Annotated in this window: 16 protein-coding genes; 5 read left to right on the forward strand and 11 right to left on the reverse strand. The window is 45.9% G+C overall.

Going from position 1 to position 21,620, the window contains the following annotated elements:
• Positions 1 to 8: 8 nt before the first annotated feature.
• Entirely contained in the window at positions 9 to 1,313 is a 1,305-nt protein-coding gene (locus BM367_RS10815; protein ID WP_092460419.1) for an aspartate kinase, read from the reverse strand.
• Between the two features lie 91 nt (positions 1,314 to 1,404).
• On the opposite strand from BM367_RS10815, the gene fbp reads away from it, so the two are divergent.
• Positions 1,405 to 2,412 carry a class 1 fructose-bisphosphatase gene (gene fbp / locus BM367_RS10820; RefSeq protein WP_092460421.1) on the forward strand — a complete coding sequence of 336 codons (1,008 nt, stop codon included), beginning with the start codon at positions 1,405 to 1,407 and terminating at the stop codon, positions 2,410 to 2,412.
• 16 nt (positions 2,413 to 2,428) lie between these two features.
• Here the strand turns inward: fbp and BM367_RS10825 are convergent, their stop codons facing one another.
• The 5 genes from BM367_RS10825 to BM367_RS10845 form a co-directional block, all read right to left on the reverse strand.
• Positions 2,429 to 3,085 (reverse strand): DUF4294 domain-containing protein, encoded by a 657-nt coding sequence (locus tag BM367_RS10825; RefSeq protein ID WP_177224210.1) that lies wholly within the window; start codon positions 3,083 to 3,085, stop codon positions 2,429 to 2,431.
• 84 nt (positions 3,086 to 3,169) lie between these two features.
• Positions 3,170 to 3,631, reverse strand: coding sequence for a rhodanese-like domain-containing protein (locus BM367_RS10830; protein WP_143104016.1), 462 nt, complete (start codon positions 3,629 to 3,631; stop codon positions 3,170 to 3,172).
• Positions 3,606 to 6,101, reverse strand: a complete 2,496-nt coding sequence (ccsA, locus tag BM367_RS10835; RefSeq protein WP_092460424.1) for a cytochrome c biogenesis protein CcsA — start codon at positions 6,099 to 6,101, stop codon at positions 3,606 to 3,608. Before ccsA ends, BM367_RS10830 begins: the two co-directional genes overlap by 26 nt.
• Positions 6,102 to 6,116: 15 nt before the next feature.
• The gene (locus BM367_RS10840) at positions 6,117 to 6,536 is read right to left on the reverse strand and encodes a cytochrome c maturation protein CcmE domain-containing protein (protein ID WP_092460426.1); all 420 of its coding nucleotides are present in this window, start codon (positions 6,534 to 6,536) and stop codon (positions 6,117 to 6,119) included.
• Positions 6,537 to 6,660: 124 nt separating this feature from the next.
• Positions 6,661 to 6,924: a DUF167 domain-containing protein gene (locus BM367_RS10845; RefSeq protein ID WP_092460428.1), complete on the reverse strand. Its 264-nt coding sequence runs from the start codon at positions 6,922 to 6,924 to the stop codon at positions 6,661 to 6,663.
• Positions 6,925 to 6,974: 50 nt separating this feature from the next.
• Between BM367_RS10845 and BM367_RS10850 the strand changes: the two genes are divergently transcribed.
• Positions 6,975 to 7,598, forward strand: a complete 624-nt coding sequence (locus tag BM367_RS10850) for a class I SAM-dependent methyltransferase (protein ID WP_092460430.1) — start codon at positions 6,975 to 6,977, stop codon at positions 7,596 to 7,598.
• Here the strand turns inward: BM367_RS10850 and BM367_RS10855 are convergent.
• Together BM367_RS10855 and BM367_RS10860 are read right to left on the reverse strand one after the other, a co-directional pair.
• Positions 7,581 to 9,488: a beta-N-acetylhexosaminidase gene (locus BM367_RS10855; RefSeq protein ID WP_092461036.1), complete on the reverse strand. Its 1,908-nt coding sequence runs from the start codon at positions 9,486 to 9,488 to the stop codon at positions 7,581 to 7,583. The genes BM367_RS10850 and BM367_RS10855 overlap by 18 nt on opposite strands.
• Before the next feature lie 226 nt (positions 9,489 to 9,714).
• Positions 9,715 to 10,620, reverse strand: a complete 906-nt coding sequence (locus BM367_RS10860) for a DUF4382 domain-containing protein (protein WP_092460432.1) — start codon at positions 10,618 to 10,620, stop codon at positions 9,715 to 9,717.
• 358 nt (positions 10,621 to 10,978) lie between these two features.
• On the opposite strand from BM367_RS10860, the gene BM367_RS10865 reads away from it, so the two are divergent.
• From BM367_RS10865 to BM367_RS10875, 3 genes are read left to right on the forward strand one after another with little or no spacing between them, the layout of a single operon-like run.
• A complete protein-coding gene (locus BM367_RS10865) occupies positions 10,979 to 14,080 on the forward strand; it encodes a SusC/RagA family TonB-linked outer membrane protein (RefSeq protein WP_092460434.1) in 3,102 nt (1,033 codons plus the stop codon).
• A gap of 33 nt (positions 14,081 to 14,113) precedes the next feature.
• Positions 14,114 to 15,676 carry a SusD/RagB family nutrient-binding outer membrane lipoprotein gene (locus BM367_RS10870; RefSeq protein ID WP_092461037.1) on the forward strand — a complete coding sequence of 521 codons (1,563 nt, stop codon included), beginning with the start codon at positions 14,114 to 14,116 and terminating at the stop codon, positions 15,674 to 15,676.
• A gap of 53 nt (positions 15,677 to 15,729) precedes the next feature.
• Positions 15,730 to 16,455 (forward strand): DUF4397 domain-containing protein, encoded by a 726-nt coding sequence (locus BM367_RS10875; protein ID WP_092460436.1) that lies wholly within the window; start codon positions 15,730 to 15,732, stop codon positions 16,453 to 16,455.
• Positions 16,456 to 16,480: 25 nt separating this feature from the next.
• Here the strand turns inward: BM367_RS10875 and BM367_RS10880 are convergent, their stop codons facing one another.
• The 3 genes from BM367_RS10880 to BM367_RS10890 all read right to left on the reverse strand — a co-directional run bounded on the left by BM367_RS10880 (position 16,481) and on the right by BM367_RS10890 (position 21,618).
• Positions 16,481 to 17,230 (reverse strand): DeoR/GlpR family DNA-binding transcription regulator, encoded by a 750-nt coding sequence (locus tag BM367_RS10880; protein ID WP_092460438.1) that lies wholly within the window; start codon positions 17,228 to 17,230, stop codon positions 16,481 to 16,483.
• Positions 17,231 to 17,349: 119 nt separating this feature from the next.
• Positions 17,350 to 19,293: a 1,4-alpha-glucan branching protein GlgB gene (gene glgB, locus BM367_RS10885; protein ID WP_092460440.1), complete on the reverse strand. Its 1,944-nt coding sequence runs from the start codon at positions 19,291 to 19,293 to the stop codon at positions 17,350 to 17,352.
• A 9-nt stretch (positions 19,294 to 19,302) separates the two neighbouring features.
• Positions 19,303 to 21,618, reverse strand: coding sequence for a family 65 glycosyl hydrolase domain-containing protein (locus BM367_RS10890; RefSeq protein ID WP_092460442.1), 2,316 nt, complete (start codon positions 21,616 to 21,618; stop codon positions 19,303 to 19,305).
• Positions 21,619 to 21,620 lie beyond the last annotated feature (2 nt).

The following is a 21,620-nucleotide window of genomic DNA, read 5'->3' on the forward strand; positions in this document are numbered from 1 at the left end:
AATTTAATTCAATGTACAGGAACTATTGGTATGGATGCCTGGGATGTATGTTGTATAACTATCTGCAAGGTATTGGGGCTTTTTTGTTCAACCCAAACCAGATAATCACGAATCAATTCCTGATGCCATCCGTTTTGCGGATGCCTGATGGTAAGCAGCTCCATGCCTTCCCGGTATTGTATCTCAAAATCATGCTGCAGGTCATGAATCAGGGCATTTAATTTTTCAGGCTGATGATCCATGCAACAGGAAAAGCTAATAGCACCATTTTGCATCAAGTTGATTTTGATATGCAATTGATGAAATACCTGATATAGTTTACTGATGCGATGTTCGGTAATAAATGAAAAATCGCGCGTGGTAAATTCTACCCAAACCTGATTTTTCTTCCATACAATAATCGGAGGAAGGGGTTCATCGGGCATCCGTTCATGGATGCGGGTTCCAGGCATTTGCTTATCCAGAAAACATTTGACCAACAGAGGGATATTTTTTTGCTGAAGAGGTTGAATCGTTCTGGGATGGATGACTTGTGCCCCGTAATAAGCCATTTCAATGACTTCGCGATAAGAAATTTCCGGAATGGTGGTTGTATTTGGAACAAGCTTCGGATCAGCATTTTGCAAACCTGGTACATCTTTCCATATCGTTACACTTTCTGCATCCAGCAAATGTCCCAGAATGGCAGCTGTATAGTCGCTCCCTTCGCGACCCAACGTGGTGGTGCTCCCATCAGGTGCAGAGCCTATAAATCCCTGTGTAAGTACGCAGCCCTTTTGTTGCAGAACGGGAATGAATTTCTCAGCAACAGCCTTTCGGGTTAACTGCCAATCTAACTCTGCTTCGCGGTATCGCGCATCTGTATGAATAATTGTGCGTGCATCCATCCAATCATGGCTAATCTGCAACCGGTGCAGGCAGGCGCTGATGATGAGCGACGACAGCATTTCACCCACACTCACTACCTGATCATAAAATGCATCATAGTTTTTTCCCAGCGGTTGTATCAATAAATTCCGGACTGGATCCAGAAATGCTTGCATTTGTTGCAAGAGCTGGGCATTCCCTTCAGGAAAAAGTTCATGTATGATTTCGGTATGGCGGGCTACAATATCATCCAGCATCTGAAGGGAAAGATCCGGTTGCTGATGAAAGGCATATTCCACTACTTTTTCCAGCGCATTGGTGGTTTTGCCCATGGCCGAAACTACGATTACCAGCGGCCTGTGGGAAGTGGTTTGCAAAATATCCAGCACCAACTGAATACGTGAATAATTTTGAAGGCTTGCACCACCAAATTTAAAAATCTTCATCCTGATAACGTTTGCAATAAATGTATGCGAAAATACAACGATAGCAGAAGATAGATGCACATTCTGTTTTATCTTTAACGAAAAACCCGTTATGCGCGAACATCATCATTTCCTTACACTTGATGAATTTACCATTCAGCAATTGCGTTTGTTTCCCCATGCCACCGGCGAATTATCAGGCTTGCTGCGCAGCATCGGGTTGGCAGCTAAACGGGTAAATGCAGAAGTAAGGAGAGCAGGCCTTGTAGATATTTTAGGTAATGCAGGACGCACCAATGTGCAAGGTGAAGAAGTACAAAAGCTGGATGCCTATGCTAACAACGAATTCATCAAAGTGTTGCGAGCGGGTATTCATTGTGCAGGTATTGTATCGGAAGAAATGGAAGACATGGTTGTGTTTGATGATCCGCAAAACAATCAATCGAAATATGTGGTGATGATGGATCCACTGGATGGGTCCGGTAATATTGATGTTAATAACAGCATTGGTACCATTTTCGGCATTTACCGGCGCGTAACTCCGCAAGGCACCCCCTGCAGGATGGAAGACTTTCTGCAGCCCGGCACCCGACAGGTAGCTGCCGGATACATTATTTATGGATCATCTACCATGCTGGTATATGCCACCCGCAGAGGTGTGAATGGCTTTACACTCGATGATACGGTGGGTGAATTTTATCATTGCTTTTCCAATTATCGTATCCCCGAAACGGGCGAATTTTATGCATTTGATCATCGGTATTATTTTCAACTGGATCCGCCTGTAAAGCGATATGTGGATTATTGCATGAGTGAAACGGATGGGAAAAAACCGTATGCCTTGCGTTATGCCGGATGTATGTTGGCCGACATCCATCGCATTTTAATCAAAGGAGGTATCTTTTTATATCCTGCACGAAAAGATAAACCCGAAGGCAAATTGCGTTTGATGTACGAATGCAATCCCATGGCATTTATCATTGAGGTGGCAGGCGGTAAAGCTACAGATGGCAACAGACGGATACTGGATATTGTACCGGAAGATATTCATCAGCGTACACCCTTGTTTATCGGCTCTTCAAAGATGGTTGAAACGTTTGAGCAATCGATGAAAGGCTAAATATTTTTTCCTGTTATCAATAGTACCGATAATAGGGATTGTGCTGAATTTCCTGTACAATGGCTTCGATATCGCGATCCTCCTGGGTATCGTAAGTGCTTTTCAGATTGCTTCCGAAGAAAAAAGCAATGGTTTGCCAGAAGCGTGCGGAAAAGCCACCTTTCATTTCCTTGATGATATCATAGCAGCTGGTGCCTGTTTCCCGGTAAATTAATTTGATAAGAATGCGACCCTGATAAACGGATAGATTTTCGATCTGAGGGCCAAAGGTCGCCCGCAATTCGGCTTCCTTTTTCTTGATATAGGCTTTACGAGATTTTTTATCGGGCATAGCAGCCAGCTGGGCTTCGGCTTCGCGCAGGATTCGGGAAGCTGCACGGGCATAAGGGTAGGTTACATATACCGCATTACGCAGGCGTGTCCATTCTTCCAGCCGCTTTCGCAGGGCTTTGGGCATTTCAGCCGTAATCACCACTTCAGGTAATCCGATGTAAGGCAGGGTATCATGGCCAATAACAATGCCTGCCACCAAAATGGTATCGTGAGGCCCGCGATGTGGAGAAGCCATAGCCCGGCGTACCAGGCTATCCAGATTCTGGGCTCTGGCCGAAAGGCCTGCCAGCAACAAACACACCATCAACCAGATCCGGCGCATGACGGGAAAATACTTCATCAACAAATTTACATTTTCCGGTCAGCCCGAAGACCAGCCGTGTCAGCTTTTAACCTAACATTTCATTCGGCAGAAAAAGTTTTGTCAAGGATTCTCTATCGGATAACCTTTATCAATCCAGTCTTTTTTCAGGTTGTCTGATAAATTCAGCAGCCGGGCGTGGGTAAATCCCATTTGTTTCACCAACCGGAAAGCCGGCCGCACATTCGGGCATTTGCTGAAGGGGCAGCAACCGCAATAGATCACCACCAGGCTGTTTTTAGGCAATTGGCTGAGGGTGGATTTCAGATGAGCCATTCCTTCGGCTTCATGAGCCGGACCTAATTCACGGGCACCAGGAATTACGCCTGCCGGGCCTACATCCAGAATGATGGGATGCGGACTTTGCTCCGGATGCATCACCCAGGCGGCCAGCGTGTCAGGCGAAAGTAACTCTGCTGCCGTCCAGGGTTCATGTGATGCAGACTGGCCGCAACTGCTTATCCATAAACTTCCGATCAGGGCCAAACTGATCAGCAGGCTAAACTTCCACATCTTTTGTTGCATAAACTGTTTTTTGAGCAATCTTTGCTTTTTCAATCTGCTGGCGAATGCGATGGACAAGACTTATCAGAAATCCCAGAATGGTTACCGCCACCCCCAGCCATACAATATTGATAAACGGAAATACATAAGCCTTCAGTACGATGAAATGATCTTTAGGAGGAATTTGTTTCACTGATAGCATGATTTTTTGGGCAGCAGGATCGATTCCTCCAAAATGCAAATAGAGCTGCAAGGGCTGTACTGTATCATCCACAGCGCCTTGCTCATGCCCCCGCAGGTAGTAAATCGGACTGGCGGTGTAGGTTTTTCCACCGCTGAAAATATCCAGCTCGGCTGCTACGGCTATATCCTGAGGCTCCGGATGATAATTCGGATTTTGTGGGTTTCGGTAAAGCGATTTTAAAACCAGATAGCCATTTTGCAGAAACACCGTATCGCCAGTCTTCATTTCATGGGTATAATAACGTGCAGTATCGCTTTGATCTGGTTCAATATTGCTGGCATAATTGACATAGGTGAAAATATCTTTATTCCAGAAATGTTCGGTATGCGGGTTAGCTGAATAGCCCTGCATGCCTTTTGTGTTTTTCAGGATATCCGGATAAAGCGTAAACAAAGGCTTATCTGGATGCTGCCTGTCGGCAAATTGTACGGCATAATAAATCTTCGGATCACCCGGAGCGGTGGAATCACCGACATAGGTTACTTCGTAATCGCCCATTTGCACCGGTACACCAAAAGGAAGAAATACATTCTCGCGTGGATTTTCATTTTTATTGCTGAAATCAAACACATCCATCATGCCCATCCGGTCAATGGAAATCACCTGTTTTTTGGCTGAAGACAGCACCACACCAATGAGAAACAGCGCAAAACCCGCATGAGCAACCGATGCACCGGCTTTTCTGAGCCTCCCTTTGAGCATGATCAGGATATAACCCAGATTGGCTACTACTGCATAGATGCTTACAAAGAAGAGCAGATAAATAGCTATCAAAAATCCTAATCCGTATCGGTTGTAATGAATATCACTCAACCAGCCAAACAGAATGCAGGCCGCTATTGCGATAACCGTAGGCACTGCTATTTTTTTGCGGAGAAATTGCCATGAATTTTGTCGGTATTTGTAATACTGCACGACGGCTGTACCCAATGCAATGAGAATCGCAATGAAAATCTGGATCCGGTTATAATGAAATTCCCTGTCCACCGGCTCAGCCATGTTGGTATGAAAAATTTTATTCCATACCGGAATGGATGTTGTAAATGAGATAAACACAGCCGAGATGAACAAAAGCAGTGAACCGATAAACATCCAGAATTCGCGGGTGTGCAGAGGCTCCTCTGTGTGCGGGGCGGGAATTTCTTTGTATCTAAGTGCAAATAATATCAATGCAGGCACCAGAAATGCAAACAAATATACAAGCAGCTGTCCGCTCATGCCCAGGTCGGTAAAGGCATGCACAGAACTATCACCCAGGATGCCGCTGCGCGTGAGGAATGTGCTGTATAGCACCAGGATAAAAGAAATGATGAAAAAGAAAAAGCTGGCCCGCAGGGAATGTCCTGTATGCTTATATACCAGCAGGGTGTGAATGCCGGCTACCAGCGTGAGCCAGGGCACCAGGGAAGCATTTTCCACCGGATCCCATGCCCAGTAACCGCCAAAGGTGAGCGATTCATAAGCCCAGGCTCCACCCAGCATAATTCCAGTGCCCAGCACCATGGCAGAAAATACGCCCCAGGGCAAAACCGGTTTTACCCACTCGTTGTTTTTTTTCATCCAAAGCCCTGCAACTGCATAGGCAAAAGGTACAATGGTGGAGGCAAATCCCAAAAACAATACGGGTGGATGAATCACCATCCAATAATTTTGCAACAGGGCGTTTAACCCGGCTCCATCGCGGATCATGGATAGATAGTCGGGCCCGGGTTCAAAAGGCATCACACCCGCATTGCGCAACAAGATGAACGGATTGCTTCCTACCCGATATCCCCAGAAATAAATTCCGAGTAACATGGAAGCAATGCAAAACTGGGCAAACGAAATCACGCTCATCACCGGGCTTTCCCATTCTTTGGCAAACCGGATTAAAACCAATCCTAACACGCTATGCCAGATAGCCCAGAGCAGAAAGCTTCCCTCCTGCCCTTCCCAGATGCTGGCCAGCAGAAACTTGGGAGCCAGATCGCGGGACGTGTGTTCCCATACATAGTAATATTCAAAATAATGTTGGCTGATGATCCACACCAGCAATCCGAAAATGCTGAATACAGCGGCTACCTGTATGATAAATGCAATCCGGCCCAAATGTTTCCATGAATCCGGATCCGGCAGCTGACGTTTTTGCCTGACGGCAGCCGTTACATAGCTAATAGTAGCCAGCAGAGAGGAAATAAAAGCTATAATCACCGCCAGATGTCCCAGCCGACCCGGAAGCAAATGCTCACCTATATAATGCGTATCCAATGTAAACGATTTAAATTACTGACCCGAATGAGAGTTGCTGCCTGGCATCTGACCTATGGCCACTTGATCGTTTTTATACTTTGAGGGACATTTCATCAGGATCTGTGAACATTGAAATACGCTATCCTGCATGTGGCCAGTCAATACAATCTGTTCTGACCGTTCAATATCGGTAGGTCTGCTTCCCGTGTACACCACTTTGCGGATATTGCCTGCTTTGTCTTTCACGTAAAAGCTGAAATAATTGGGATCTTTCTGTGGATCATACATCTGTGGCAAATCTTTGTCGAGTACACCAATCACCCGATATTCCTTATCCGGGTGACGGGCTGCCGAAGCAAATGTTTCGTATGTGCTGAAATCCCCTACCAGGCTTACGATGACACCAATTGCGATAGCGATAAGCACCAGCAGGATAATTTGGAAACGTTTCATGGAAAGATGTTTGAAGCCCGAAAATTCTGTCGCATTCGTGTCAGCAAAATTACGGTAAAATTTATCGCACACGCCCGACTGTTTATTCCTTACGGAATTTTAACGAACAGATAAATCCGAGTCATTAAGGCATCCGCAGGTGAATTTCTGCCAGGGAAAGCGGGATAGATATCCTTTTTATGGTTGACCGATACCCGGTGATGATCTGCACATCCTGCCTGCTGATCTGTAAATGGGCCGCCAGGTCGGCAATCAACTGTTCATTTGCTTTTCCTTTTTCCCGAGGCGCGCAAACTTCCATTTTAAGGGTTTGCTGGTCCAGCCATCTGTAACGAGATTGTCTGGAAGGAGCCTGTACGCGAATAGTTAAAATGGTATGAACAGACATGGCATAAATCAGATTTAAAAAAAATAGGAAGTTTACTCAAAATTATCGATATGGGCTTACAACAATTTTGGGATGAAAGGTACAGCCAACCGGAATACGCGTATGGCAAGGAACCCAATAGTTTTTTTCGTGAACAAATCGATCTTCTTCAACCGGGGCGGCTGTTGATGCCTGCCGAGGGTGAAGGCCGAAATGCGGTATATGCTGCCCGGAAAGGCTGGCAGGTGGATGCTTTTGATATCAGCGAAAAAGGCAGGGAAAAAGCCTTGCGCTTAGCACAGGAAGCGGCTGTGTACATCCATTATCAGGTGGGCGATCTGGACACACTTCATTTTCCGGAAGCCAATTATGATGCGATTGGGCTCATATTTGCGCATTTCCCGGCTTCCCGGAGAAGCGCGTATCATCGGCATTTGGTGCGATTGTTAAAACCAGGAGGTACGATCATCCTGGAGGGATTCAGCAAGGCACATCGAGCCTATCAGCAAAAGCATCCCGGCGTAGGTGGGCCTCAGGATGAAAAAGTATTGTTTTCCCTTGAAGAGATAGCCGAAGATTTTCAGGGTCTTCAGTTCAAGCGATTAGAAGAATGTGAAGTCCACCTCCAGGAAGGCCTTTATCATGTGGGTCTGGGCAAAGTGATCCGGATGGTAGCATCAAAGCCGCTTTTGTAACGCATCTTTTGTGATGACGATTACAGGGCTCATTTGCTTATTCCCGCGGTAGCTCACCACACGCAGCTCGGTAGCTCCCTTTGGAAAACGGAGGGGAGTGTGGGCATAAGCTGGATAGAAGTTGTCCGGATTTGTGCCATCGAAGGAGTAATAGATGGTTAATCCGGGAATTTGGGTCCGCAGTTTCACTTCCAGTTCGGCCGTGAGGCTGTCGCGTACGGGTTGTATGATGGGTTGATACATGCTGGTGGCATATTTCACTTCCTGTGCATCGAAACGCGGAAACTCGGCTTCCACTCGATGGATAAAGTCTGGCCAGTTTTTTTCGGCGGCTGGTGTCCATCCCACTTCGGCTATGGCCAGTGCCCGGGGCCAGGTCATGTATTCCGCATGGCGCAGGTTGGGCACGTGTTCAGCCCACAGGTTACCCTGAATGCCTAAGATATAGCTGCTGTCTATGCCTGGTGGAACGGGTTCATAGAAATATACACTGTCGAGCCGCAACATACCGTAAGTTTTAGGTTCTACGAGCGGATCGCCCTGGTAAAGATCGAGATAGCAATGTCCCCAGGGGCTCATCACCACATCATGGTGCAGTTGGGCGGCCGCAATTCCCCCCTGAATACCTCGCCAGCTCATCACGGCAGCTTCGGGAGCCAGGCCTCCTTCCAGGATTTCGTCCCAGCCAATCATCTTTTTGCCATGTTTGATGATGATTTGTTCCACGCGTCTCTCAAAATAACCTTGCAGCTCTTCCAGCGTATGAAGCCCATTTTGTTGCATTTCAGCCTGATCACGCGGATCCTGTGCCCAGAATCCCTTATAGGCTTCATCTCCACCTACGTGGATATAGGGTCCGGGAAAAAGCCTGGCAATCTGGGCAAAGATGGTATCCAGGATGAGGTAAGTAGAATCTTTGCCTGTGCACAATACATTATCGAGGATGCGATAAAACGGACTTCCGGGATTTACCGCGTAGGGCAATCCTGTGCAGGACAAGCTTGGATATGCTGCAATCAGAGCCAGGCTGTGCGCAGGCACATCGATTTCCGGCAGGATGGTGATATGTCTTTGTGCAGCATAGGCAACTACTTCCCGGATATCATCCTGGGTGTAATATCCACCATCATTGGCAGGTTCTCCTGGTTGGGGTGGGTCAAAAGTGCCGAAATCGCCCGTGCGCGACACCCGCCAGGCCCCCACATTGGTGAGCCGGGGCAGCCCTTTGATTTCAATGCGCCAGCCATTGTCGTCGCTCAAATGCCAGTGAAACACATTAAACTTAAACCGCGCCATTTCATCGATATAAGCTTCCACTTCCTGTTTGGTAAAGAAATGCCGGCTTACATCGAGCATCAGTCCACGCCAATGGAAGCGCGGATAATCTACGATTTGCACACAAGGGATACTCCATGCAGGCAGTTTCACAGGCTCGTGACTTTCAATTTGAGGAGGCAATAATTGCAAAAGGGTTTGCAAGCCGTAAAAAATACCTGCACGGGTCTTGGCCGATAGTTCAACCTGTTGTGCCGAAACGGATAAACGATAGCCTTCCGGGCCCAGCCGATTATCAGGCTGAGGTAATATGTGAATGGCAATTAGATTTCGGTGTGAAAGCCGGGAAGTGGGTGAAAGCCTGAACCCGGTTGCCTGTAGAATGTCTTGTTGAAATATTTCCCAATCTGGTCGCAAAGAATCATCTGAAAGCCAGTACCTGGTTTGGTCATTCAAGATAAAATTGCCTGGCTGCAGATGCATGGATACAGGCCGGGGAATGATAGCAGGTGTGTCAATGGATTGGCCTTTGGATGGGGTTACGAATGGGAAACAAAATATCCAGCTGAATAGAAGGATCCGCCTGGCGACCTGATTATGGAAAATGGGTGGCATACAAGAATTTTTTTGAAGGCCGTAAAATACAGACAATCTACAGGAGATGCAAACTTTTGCTCAATCGGTTGAATTTGAGAAGGGCTTAAAAAATATACACTCGCCCGATTGTATGTGATGAAAATATCGAATGGGGTATTTCCATTTTTGTATATATGCGCAAAAAAACACCCCGACCTTACAGCCGGGGTGCTTATACGGTAAAATCTGTTTTTCAACAGGATATTTACTTCGAAAGATGTACGGTGCCAATATCCGTTATGTGCCTTGCCGTAACCTGTATGTTGGTGAGGGTGGTGTCATGATATCCGTTCGATGTGTTAATGAACAGGCTATATGTACCCTCATCCACACCCCAGATTTTAAAGAATCCATCTTTTCTTGGCAAAGCATACAGGGTGTCTTTGTCGTTATACAATGTGATCACGGGATAGGCATCCATGGGCAAAACAAATCCTTGCACCGTACCCATATTCGACACTACGAAAGCACGAATAAAGGGCTTGAGGTAAAAGGTTCCATTCCAGACTTTCACCACAGACCGCCCTGCATCGAAATCAATCCACAATCTGTAAGATCCCGGATGCACCTGTGCAATCTGATCGCCATATACCCGAATGTACACATTGTTAAATCCGTTGATCAGATTCAACGGATATTTAACTCCGTTTTTCACAAGATAATTGTTGCTGCCCAACGTGATCCGGATAGCAATGATTTTCCCTTTCGGGATGTAATCACTTGACAGAAGGGTATCAGCGCCATTGCTCAGCTGCATCAGATCGTATTGCCCGGCCTGGATGTTGAGGGTATCCCAGATAGCGTGTGGATTCTGATCTTCCCATCCCTGATCATGATCCCCGAACAGTTCGCCCCATTCTTCGCCTTCCGGATGATGATCTTCCCGGCCTTCGTTGCTTTGGGAAGTATCAATCCTTACGGCCACCATTTGAATATCCACCACGATGCTGTCGAAAAATCCTGCATCGTCTGTGAAACGAACTTCCAACTGATTTTTATCAGGTGGAATGGTATCAGAGCTGCTGGACTTCTGACAGGAACTGAGTCCTAAACCCAGCAAAGCTGCTGCAGCCATTAAGATGGCAGGAAATGAAAAATGTTTGTTTTTCATAGTGGAAAAGTTTTGAAGGTGAAAGATGAAATGTTAAAAACAAAATGCATGCCTTTTTATTTTTTTTAACCAGCAGTTAACTATAACCCTTGTCCTTTTTCTCTGGCCACATTTGCTCGGTTGGTCTTGAAATTCAGACATCCGAAAATATCGGGGGTTTAATCATGCTCATAATAAAATTTCAGTTAATCCTGCTCTGGTTTTTCTCAAGCCGCTACATGAAACGAATCCTCAATGGCTATTGGTTGGCTGCGCGGGAATTTTTTTTGTTAAAAACTTGTTTATTATCGATATTCTGCGTATTTTTCGAAAAAAAATTTGCACAAAAACGCAAACCTTTCATTTAAACCTTTTATTTATGTCCAAAGCATTACCCATTCGTGTCTTATGGCTCAGCTTCTTGGCTGTAGCCATGAGTTTTGCAGTAGCCCTGGCTCAGGAAAAAACGCTTTCAGGGCAGGTATTGGCGCCTGATGGCAGTCCTCTGGTAGGTGTTACCGTCAAGGTAAAAGGTACGACCAGAGGCACTACAACAGATGTCAACGGCCGTTTTCAGCTTTCAGCTGCATCGGGAGAAACCTTACAATTCAGCTTTATTGGCTATGCACCTCAGGAGCTGAAAGTAGATGACCAGTCAACCCTTCGGGTTACGTTGCAACCTACCCGTTCGCAATTGAATGAAGTGGTGGTGACGGCGTTGGGGCAGCAGCAACAGGAGCGTACGCTGGGATATGCGGTGCAAAAAATCAGTGGTGCCGATATTGAAAACACGCATCGGACGGATTTTGTATCGGCATTGCAAGGTCGGGTGGCCGGATTGACGGTCAACAGCACCAGTGGCTTGCCAGGCGCCTCAGATGCCATTCAGTTGCGGGGGATTAACTCCATTGGATTGAGCAATTCCCCATTGTTTATTGTAGATGGCGTGCCAGTTGATAATTCCACTTTCAGTACGGCTTCGTTGACCTCAATCAATCAAAGCGCAGTAGATTATGCCAATCGGCGATTTGATTTCACGAACCGGATTGCAGATCTCAACCCGAATGATATTGAAAGTATCACCATATTGAAGGGTCCTGAGGCTACGGCTTTGTATGGCATTGAAGCCACCAGCGGAGCGATTGTGATTACCACCAAATCGGGCAAGGCCGGCAAGCCCACGGTCGATTACAATGGTACGCTCACCACCACCAAGCTGTATCGTTTTCCGGAAGTACAGCGCGTCTATGATCGGGGTTTCAACGGCGTATTTGATCCCAGTTCTGTCAGTTATTTCGGTCCACGTATTCCGGCTGGCACCCAGCTTTACGATAATATCCATCATTTTTTCCGCACGGGTATTCGCCAAACCCATAATCTATCTTTTTCCGGTGGGAATAACCAAATCACGTATCGTTTATCATCCAGTTATTTGGACGATCAGGGAGTGGTGCCCAATACGGATTACAAGCGCATCAATGTGGCTTTGCGCGTGAATGCACGGATTTCAAACAAATTATCTACCGATGCGTCGATTTCTTACATCCAGGCTGATAATACCAAGGCAGAAAAAGGGCCTACCAGCTTTTTATTGGGATTGTATTTATGGCCACCCTATATGGATGTGCGCGATTATTTGAATCCGGATGGTTCCAAAAAACTTGTGTATCCCAATCACACACCTGATCAGGAATATGATAATCCATTCTTTTCCGTAAACAAAAATCATTTTTACGATAAGACCCGAAGGATGATTGGCAACTTTGGTGTTACTTACGATCCGCTGCGTTGGCTTTCCATCAGTGGCCGTATCGGCAACGATGCCTACACCACCAATGGCATGATTTATTACAACGCCAATTCCACCTTTGCTTATCAATTTAAAGGTCGTATTGATCAATACACGTCCATTGTGCAAAACCTTTATACACAACTGCTGGTGAAGGCCTCGCATAATTTCGGATCATGGAATACCTCTTTGCTGCTGGGAAATGCGGTATATAACAACAGCAATCACACCGAGGCACAAAGCGGACAGAATTTTCTGGTCAATGATTTTGTTTCTTTGAATATCGCCAATCCACTCACCATCAGCAATCTTACCAGCCTGGTGCGGAAACGCCTGATTGGCGTGTTTGGAGAATTCAATCTGGGATATAAAGAAATCTTTCATTTGCAAATCACGGGTCGAAATGATTGGACTTCTACCCTGCCCATTGGTCGGAATCATTTCTTTTACCCGTCTGCAAATCTAAGCTTTGCTTTTACCGAAATTCCTGCACTTGCGGGTTTGAAGCAGGTCATCAACTTTGGCAAGCTACGCGCTTCTGTAGCACAAGTGGGTAAAGATGCGCCTCCCTATCAGGTATATCCTGGTTTGCTTCCGCAAACCACTACCGGCGGGGGATTTGCCTTCAACTTCAATGGCCCCAATCCTTACCTTCGTCCAGAACAAACCACTTCTTATTCCTATGGGGCGCATCTGGAATTTTACAACAGCCGCCTGATTGTAGATGGAGAATACTACAAAACCAAATCCATTCACCAGATTGTGCCACTGGTGCGTAAATCCTATGCTCCGGGATTTGTGCTTTACACCATCAACGGCGGAAGCCTCACCAACCACGGGCTGGAGCTGACGCTAACAGCTACTCCTGTGCAAACTTCGGCTTTGCAATGGAATATTACGGTCAACTATGCTTTCAATCGCAGCAAGCTCTTGAGTTTGCCTTCCGGTGTAACGGAATTTTATAATTCTGATACCTGGCTGTATGGCAATCTGCGCAATGGCATGAAAGTAGGCGGCCCGCTGACCACCTTCACCGGTGCTACCTGGATGCGCAACAACAATGGTGATATTCTGGTTAATCCATTAAACGGTTATCCCTTAAAAGACAATAGTTTTCAGGTGGTGGGTGATCGCAATCCGAAATTCACGGGTGGAGTGAACAATAGTTTTGAATGGAAAGGTTTTACGCTTTCCTTTCTGTTTGATTTCCGTCGCGGCGGTGATGTATTCAATGCCACGGCTCTTCAGCTTTATAGGCTGGGCTTAAGTACGGCTACCCTGAACCGCGAAACGCCTGTGGTGGTAAAAGGTGTTTTAAAAGACGGAATGGAAAATTCTTCCAAACCCACTCCCAACACCATTCAAATTACACCGATGTATAATTCCAATTATTTTTCCAACGTAAGCGTGGAATCGGATTTTGTAGAAAAGAATATAAACTGGATTCGGCTGCGTGATGTGTATCTGATGTACAATTTTCCCAAAAAATGGTTAGGTCGCCAACACACCATTCAAGACTTGAGTGTGAGCATATCATCTTCTAACCTATTTATGATCACCAATTACAGTGGGCAGGATCCGGATGTAAATGGCACCACGCCGGCCACGTTGGGCTCAGGAGGAGCCGGAATTGATTACAATGTAGTTGGCAAGCCACGTGTGTTCAATTTCACGGTAAATGCCCGTTTTTAATTTTTAATTCTTCATTTCAAAATGCATTGGCATATGAAAAAGTTTCGTACATACGCGTTTAGCCTGTTGATGCTGTGTGGACTGACCTTGTCGTTGAGCAGCTGCAAAAAATACCTGGATATCAATAGTGATCCCAGCAATCCCGATAATGTGGAAGCTGCTTTGTGGCTTTCACCTATCTTGTCGAAGATGGCTGTGGATGTAGGCTTTGATGGCCGTTATTTAGGGTGTTATGATAATTTCTTCCATTACTATGCGGGCAGTTCGAATGCCGACTTGTATGGGTATTATCCAGCAAGTGATAACATGGGGCAGATCTGGCGCATGGTGTATTTTGATATGGGCATGAACCTGAGCCGCATGATTGAAAACGGCATGAACGCTAAGCAATGGGATTATGTGGGCGTGGGGTATGCCTTGCGAGCCTGGGGCTGGCTCACAGCAACCGATTATCATGGTCCAATTATCATTAAAGATGCTTTCATTGAAGATCCCAACAAGTCGGAATACGATTATGATGACCAGCAGTATGCCTACCAAACGGTTTTTGCATTGTGTGATTCGGCCCTGGCTTATTTGAATCGGACCGATGGAGGTGTTTCGCAAACCAATCTGGCTCGTGGCGATCTGGTATATAAAGGCGATCGCAGCAAATGGATCAAATTTGTATATGGGCTGAAAGCCCGTGCCATGCAAACTTTATCGAATAAAAGTTCGCAGTATTACAATCCTGATTCGGTTATCACCTGGGTCAATCAATCCTTTGCCAGCAATGCCGATAACTTCCTGGTGCCTTTTAATGGCAATTCGTCGGCCGATGCGAACTTTTTGAGTCCCACACGCAACAACTTCAGCATTTACCGGCAATCGCAATTCATTGTAAACCTGATGAACGGAACCGTGTTCGGTCAGGCTGATCCGCGCATGCCCGTGATGCTGGTTACCGATGCAGCAGGTGTGTATCGAGGCGCCGATGCCGTGCTGGGCGATACCGCGCGGGCAGTAACCAGCCGCGCACTTTTAAATCCCTATGGATTAAGCCGCTCACCGCAGCACGGCGATCCAGGCAAATATGTATTCAGCGAAGGCCCCTTCCCGATTATGACCTACGCCGAATTACAATTTTGCAAAGCCGAAGCAGCCTATAAAAAAGGAGATATGACCACGGCACTGGCTGCCTATCAGAATGGCATCAAGGCTCATATCCAGTTTTGTGGCTTGAAGCTCACCGATACGGCTGTAGTAAGTTATCTGGGCAATCTGCAGGTCGTTCCTACCGATCCAAATCAGCTTACGTTATCGATGATTATGTGCCAGAAATTCATTGCCCTGTGGGGTTTTGGTTTTGTGGAAGTATGGAATGATTTGCGCAAATATCATTACACCGATACCGATCCGAAAACCGGACAACAGGTGTTCACGGGCTTTACCCTGCCTTTGCCCAGCCAGATGTATGTGGATAACAATGGTAAACCTGCTTATCGCGTCAGGCCCAGGTATAATTCAGAATATGTGTGGAATATGAATGCTTTGAAAAAAATTGGCGCCGATCAGCCCGATTACCACACGCTGGAATGCTGGTTTAGCCAGCCCTGAATATTTTTAAAATGGTTTTATTGAATTATTCATGACTGAAATCATTGCTGTATATGAAATACATTTTATCACTCGCATTTCTGACCATCATCAGCCTGGAGGCATGTAAAAAAAATCAGATTGCTATTCCTGTGAATCCGGCAACTGATTATGCATTCGTGAAATTTGTAAACGGCGAACCCAACACCACAAAGAGTTATCAGTTTCTATGGAATGGGCAAAAAATTACGGGTACCGGGCTGGCGTATGCAGGCATATTCCCGGGTACGGTTGAATATGCGGCCCTTGTGCCCGGACAGGGAACCGTGGCTGTCAGCATAGATGGTGATACCACATTTACTCCCGTAGCGCAGGCCAGTTTAAGCATTGAAAGTGGTAAGCGTTATGGTATCATCTGGAGTGGAGATATCAGCAAAGATCCTTTTGTGGTGGTTGAGAACCGTACTCAACCCACGGATAGCGGTTATGTAATGGTACAATGTGTGAATCTGATCCAATCCAACCAAACCATAGATATTCTTTCACTGCCCGATAGCACAGTTTTGTTTGCAGCTGTGCCTTACAAAGGCGTGAAAGATTATATCAAAATTCCTTATGCAGGCAGCTATCTGGTGCGGGAAACAGGAACACGTATTACATTGGCCAAAGCAACGCTTTCACTTTCCCAAACCCGTAACTATACCTGGTATGTGAGAGGAAAACAATACGATACGCTGGCCACAAGCAAAACAAAAATTACGCTGGATTATTACACCAATGGCTATCCGCAAACACCATAACATGCATGTACATGCATGTTATTTTTTACAGAATCCTGAGTTGTTTTTGGGCATAAGGTTGCAAGAGCGTAGATGCAGGTGGTAGTTCGGTGACGAGATAGTGAATGCTGTCCAGTGTGCATACTTTGAATTTCTGATAGGAATCCAGTTTTTCAGAAATGCAAAGAATGGCTGTCTTTTCACAAGCCTGAATCATGGCTTTTTTCACCTGTACAATTTCCCAATCTGAATCTGTAATGCCTTTATCAATGGATAATCCGTTTGTACCCAGCAAACAAAGATCGGCCTGAAGATCGCGCAACTGGTTGATGACGCTGGCTCCGATATGAACGTAAGATCCTTTGGAAAGTTCGCCACCAATGGTGATTACTGTGAGATTGGGATGAGCAACCAGTTCAATAGCAACCAGCGGGCTGATAGTGAAAAAAGTAGCCCGCAGATTATCCGGAATCGCTTTGGCAAGCTCAATCATAGTGGTGCCTCCGCCAGTGAGCACCACCATATCATGTTTGATGAGTGTAATCACTTTCTGTGCGATTTGCTTCTTGGCTTCAGTGGCATAGGTAGGTACATGATGATTGAGCGGATGATAAAACGAAGGACTTACGGCTCCGCCATGCACTTTCACAATACTGCCTTTGCTGGCCAGCTCTTTCAAGTCGCGCAGAATCGTATCTTCTGAAACACCAAGTGTAGCTGCCAATTGTGATGATAACACTTTATTGTGCAGATTGATTTGTTTCAGGATATATGCTTGTCGTTCTTCTTTCAACATAACCACTGGTTATGGAACAAATATTTGAATTGAATAATATACTGCATCTGTGTCTGGTGTGTACATGATCATCTCAGTTACTTAATCATTGTTTTGATAAATGGTCTGCCGGTTAAATATTAAGCAATTTTTTCCATGATCACAGCACCCAGCGGAGGCAAATGAATGGTAAGTTGATAGGGCTTGCCTTTGCAGGGTTGTGGTTGGGTTTGATGGGTGCCTGGATTCAGTACGCCACTTCCCCCGAAATCGGGATGATCGGTATTCAGGATTTCACGCCAGCTGCTGTTTTCCGGCATACCTATTTGATAATTCATCCTGGGTACGGGTGTCATATTCAGGGCAATCAACAACTTGCGATATCCATTGATTTCATGTCGGGAATAAATAAAAATGCTGTGCTGACGGTCGCCGATATCAATCCATTCAAAGCCGATGGGCATAAACTGTGTTTCATGCAGGGCTGTTTGACTTCGGTACAATGCATTCAATTGTTTGATGAGTTGCTGCATACCCTGATGCGGCTGGTATTGCAACAGATACCAGTCGAGTTCACGTTTAAAATTCCATTCCGATGTTTGAGCTATTTCATTGCCCATAAACAATAATTTGGTGCCAGGATGGGTGAACATATAGGCATACAGCAAGCGCAGGTTGGCAAATTTTTGCCAGTCGTCGCCAGGCATCTTGTAAATCAAGGGCGATTTGCCGTGTACTACTTCATCGTGTGAAAGCGGCAGCATGAAGTTTTCACTGAATGCATAAATGAGGCTAAAAGTAAGCTGATCATGATGAAATTGACGGAAATAAGGATCTGTTTTGAAATATTCCAGCGTATCGTTCATCCATCCCATCATCCATTTCATGCCAAATCCCAAACCACCCAGATAAACCGGTTTTGACACGCCATAAAAAGCGGTGGATTCTTCGGCAATGGTTTGGGTATCCGGATATTGTTCATACACAATGGTGTTCAGTTCCTGAAGCAATGAGATAGCTTCCAGGTTTTCTCTTCCGCCCCGATCGTTGGGTATCCATTCGCCCTGTTTGCGGGAATAATCCAGGTAAATCATAGAAGCCACAGCATCTACGCGCAATCCATCTGCATGATATTGATCCAGCCAATACACGGCATTGCTGAGCAAGAATGATCGCACTTCATTGCGGGCATAATTAAAAATATAGCTGTTCCAGTCTTTTTGAAAACCCTTGCGCATATCAGCATATTCATAGACATGAGAGCCATCGAAGCGGAACAGGCCATGCGCATCGCCCGGGAAATGCGAAGGCACCCAGTCGAGGATTACACCGATGCCGGCCTGATGAAACTGATCGATCATGTACATGAAATCCTGCGGAGTGCCATATCGGGATGTGGGCGCAAAATAACCGGTAATCTGATAGCCCCATGAACCGTCAAAGGGGTGCTCCATCACAGGCATCAGTTCCACATGGGTAAATCCCATTTCTTTCACATAGGGCACCAGTTGATCGGCAATCTGGCGATAGGAATAAAACAGTTCATGGTTATTGGGGTCGGGTCGGCGCCAGGAGCCGAGGTGTACTTCATAAACGGAAAAAGGACTTTTCAGATCATTGTATTGTTGGCGGTGTTGCATCCATTCCTGATCATGCCATGCATAATCCAGCGGCCAGGCGATGGATGCTGTTTTCGGCCTTGTTTCCCAGTGAAAAGCATAGGGATCGCCTTTGTAAAATACTTCCCCATCGCGTGAACGAATCAGGTATTTGTACAGATCGCCGGCTTTTACTCCCGGAATGAATCCTTCCCAGATGCCCGACTGATCCCAACGCGGAAAAAGCAGATGTGCACCAGCTTGCCAATCGTTGAACGTGCCAATGACTGAAACCTGTTCCGCATAGGGAGCCCAGACGGCAAAATATGCACCGGGCTGGTTTTCGTAGGTATCAAGATGGCATCCCAGTTTTTGATACAAACGATAGTGCTTGCCGGCTTGAAACAGCGAAATATCAAAATCAGTGAGGAGCGATGCCGGCAGCACCTGAGCCGGTTGTGCCGCGGAAGTGGGTATGGAAGCCATGTTTAGCCATTAAGTTCGTTGCACGCACACCCGATGTTGTTCATCAATCCGGTGTGGTTCATCAAATATAAACACTTCCAGCGGTTTATTCCCATGATTTTCAATCAAAATTTCCTTATGGCTGACCCGCACCCGCAGCCAATTTCCGCGGAATTGAAAACGAAATTCATATGCCTGCCAGCGGCTGGGAATAAAAGGCCTGAAATGCAGCGCTCCTCTCCTCACCCGCATGCCCGCAAAACCTTGTACAATGCTTAACCACGTGCCTGCCATGCTGGTGATATGGCAACCATCGGCGGTGTCTTTGTTATAATCGTCTAAATCGAGTCGCGCTGTTCGCAGGTAAAGCTCATAAGCTTTCTGTTCATCCCCTATTTTGGCAGCGAGAATGCTATGTATGCAGGGTGAAAGCGATGATTCATGCACCGTGCGGGGCTCGTAGAAATAAAAGTTCCTGCGGATTTGTTCTGTCGAAAAACGATCTTCAAAAAAATAAATCCCTTGCAATACATCAGCCTGCTTGATGAAACAGGAACGCAGGATGCGATCCCAGCTCCAGTGTTTGTACAAAGGCAGATCATCGGGCGACAAATCACTTACCAGCTGCTGTTCTTTATCCAGATATCCTTCCTGCTGCAGCAGAATACCTGAGGAAGGTTCCTCAGGGAGATACATGTGTTGCCGGATATGTCTCCAGGCCGAAATCTCATTTTCTTCATCAAACTCAAGCTGTGCACATAAAGATGCAAATTTTTGCGGAGCTTGTTGTTTTACATATTGGATTGCTGTTTCAGCATATTCCATGCACCAGCAGGCAATATAGTTGGTGTACCAGTTGTTGTTTACATTGTTTTCATATTCATTGGGGCCTGTTACGCCCAGGATCACATATTTTTGCTTGGGTTCACTCCAATTTACACGCTGAGCCCAGAAACGAGCAATCGCAATGAGTACTTCCAGTCCGTAATCAATCAGATAGGCTTCATCGCCCGTATAATTGACATAATTCCATATTGCATAAGCAATGGCGCCGTTGCGATGAATTTCTTCAAATGTGATTTCCCATTCATTATGGCATTCTTCACCATTCATGGTTACCATCGGATAAAGGGCAGCCCCCTTGCCAAATCCCAGTTTACGAGCATTTTCAATGGCTTTAGGTAAATGACGATAGCGGTAAAGCAACAAATTGCGTGCAACCTGTTGCCCTGCCGTAGCCAGATAAAAAGGCAGGCAGTAAGCCTCCGTATCCCAGTATGTGGCGCCTCCATATTTTTCGCCAGTGAATCCTTTGGGTCCAATATTCAGTCTTTCATCATCGCCTGTATAAGTTTGATGCAACTGAAAAATATTGAACCGGATGCCCTGTTGTGCCTCAACATCACCCTCAATCTGCACATCCATGGTTTGCCATTTTTCAGCCCAGTAATTTTTCTGTTCTGCAAGCAGCTGATCAAAGCCTATCTGCACAAATGTTTGCAGCTGGTTTTGTGTAGATGTTAATATACACGATGGCTGATGATTCAACGAAGAAAGCACAGCTGCATATTTTTCTATTACATACGTATTGCCTTGCTTCACTGGCAGCATTGCCTGCAGGGCTGCATATTTTTCATCGGATACATGCTCAAATGAAACAGGCAAAATTTGTTTGTGTAATAAAATCCGGGCATGAATGCCGGTGCTTACCACAAAACCCGATTTTTTGGTTCGTGCTACCACGAAAGCAGAAGATGCTGATGTTTCGCTGTGTACATGTTCCCAGAATTTTTCCCTGTAATTGGCATCTGCATTTTGCACGTGTGCATCCACAGGCAGGCAGAGCTGAATGTTTCCTGAAAAGTTTAATGGTGTAATGGCATATTGAATCACGCCGGCCTCGTGCCGGGTCATGCTGCAGAAGCGCAAGCTGTCAATCTGCAATTGTTTGCCATTTTTTAATTCAATGATGCAGCTTCGTTTCAAATAACCCTCATGCATATTCAGTTCCCGGTAAAAAACAGGAACAGCTTTCGCGCTGTACAGATCTACGTCTTCCCCATCCACACTCCACAAAATCTGAATCCAGGAAGGCGCATTCAACACTTTCGCGAAATATTCAGGATATCCGTTTTTCCACCATCCTACTTTGGTTCTGTCGGGATAATAGATACCTCCTACATAATGCCCCTGCAATGAAGGACCTGAATATTTTTCCTCAAAATTGCCGCGTTGACCCATCCTGCCATTTCCGATGCTGAACAAGCTTTCTGCCACCAATTGTTGCGCAGGATCAAATCCTTCCTGAATAATTCTCCAAGGGTCTGCTTTCACAAAACGCTTCATAA

It is taken from the genome of Thermoflavifilum thermophilum, from assembly GCF_900116565.1.
GTDB classification, from domain to species: Bacteria; Bacteroidota; Bacteroidia; order Chitinophagales; family Chitinophagaceae; genus Thermoflavifilum; species Thermoflavifilum thermophilum.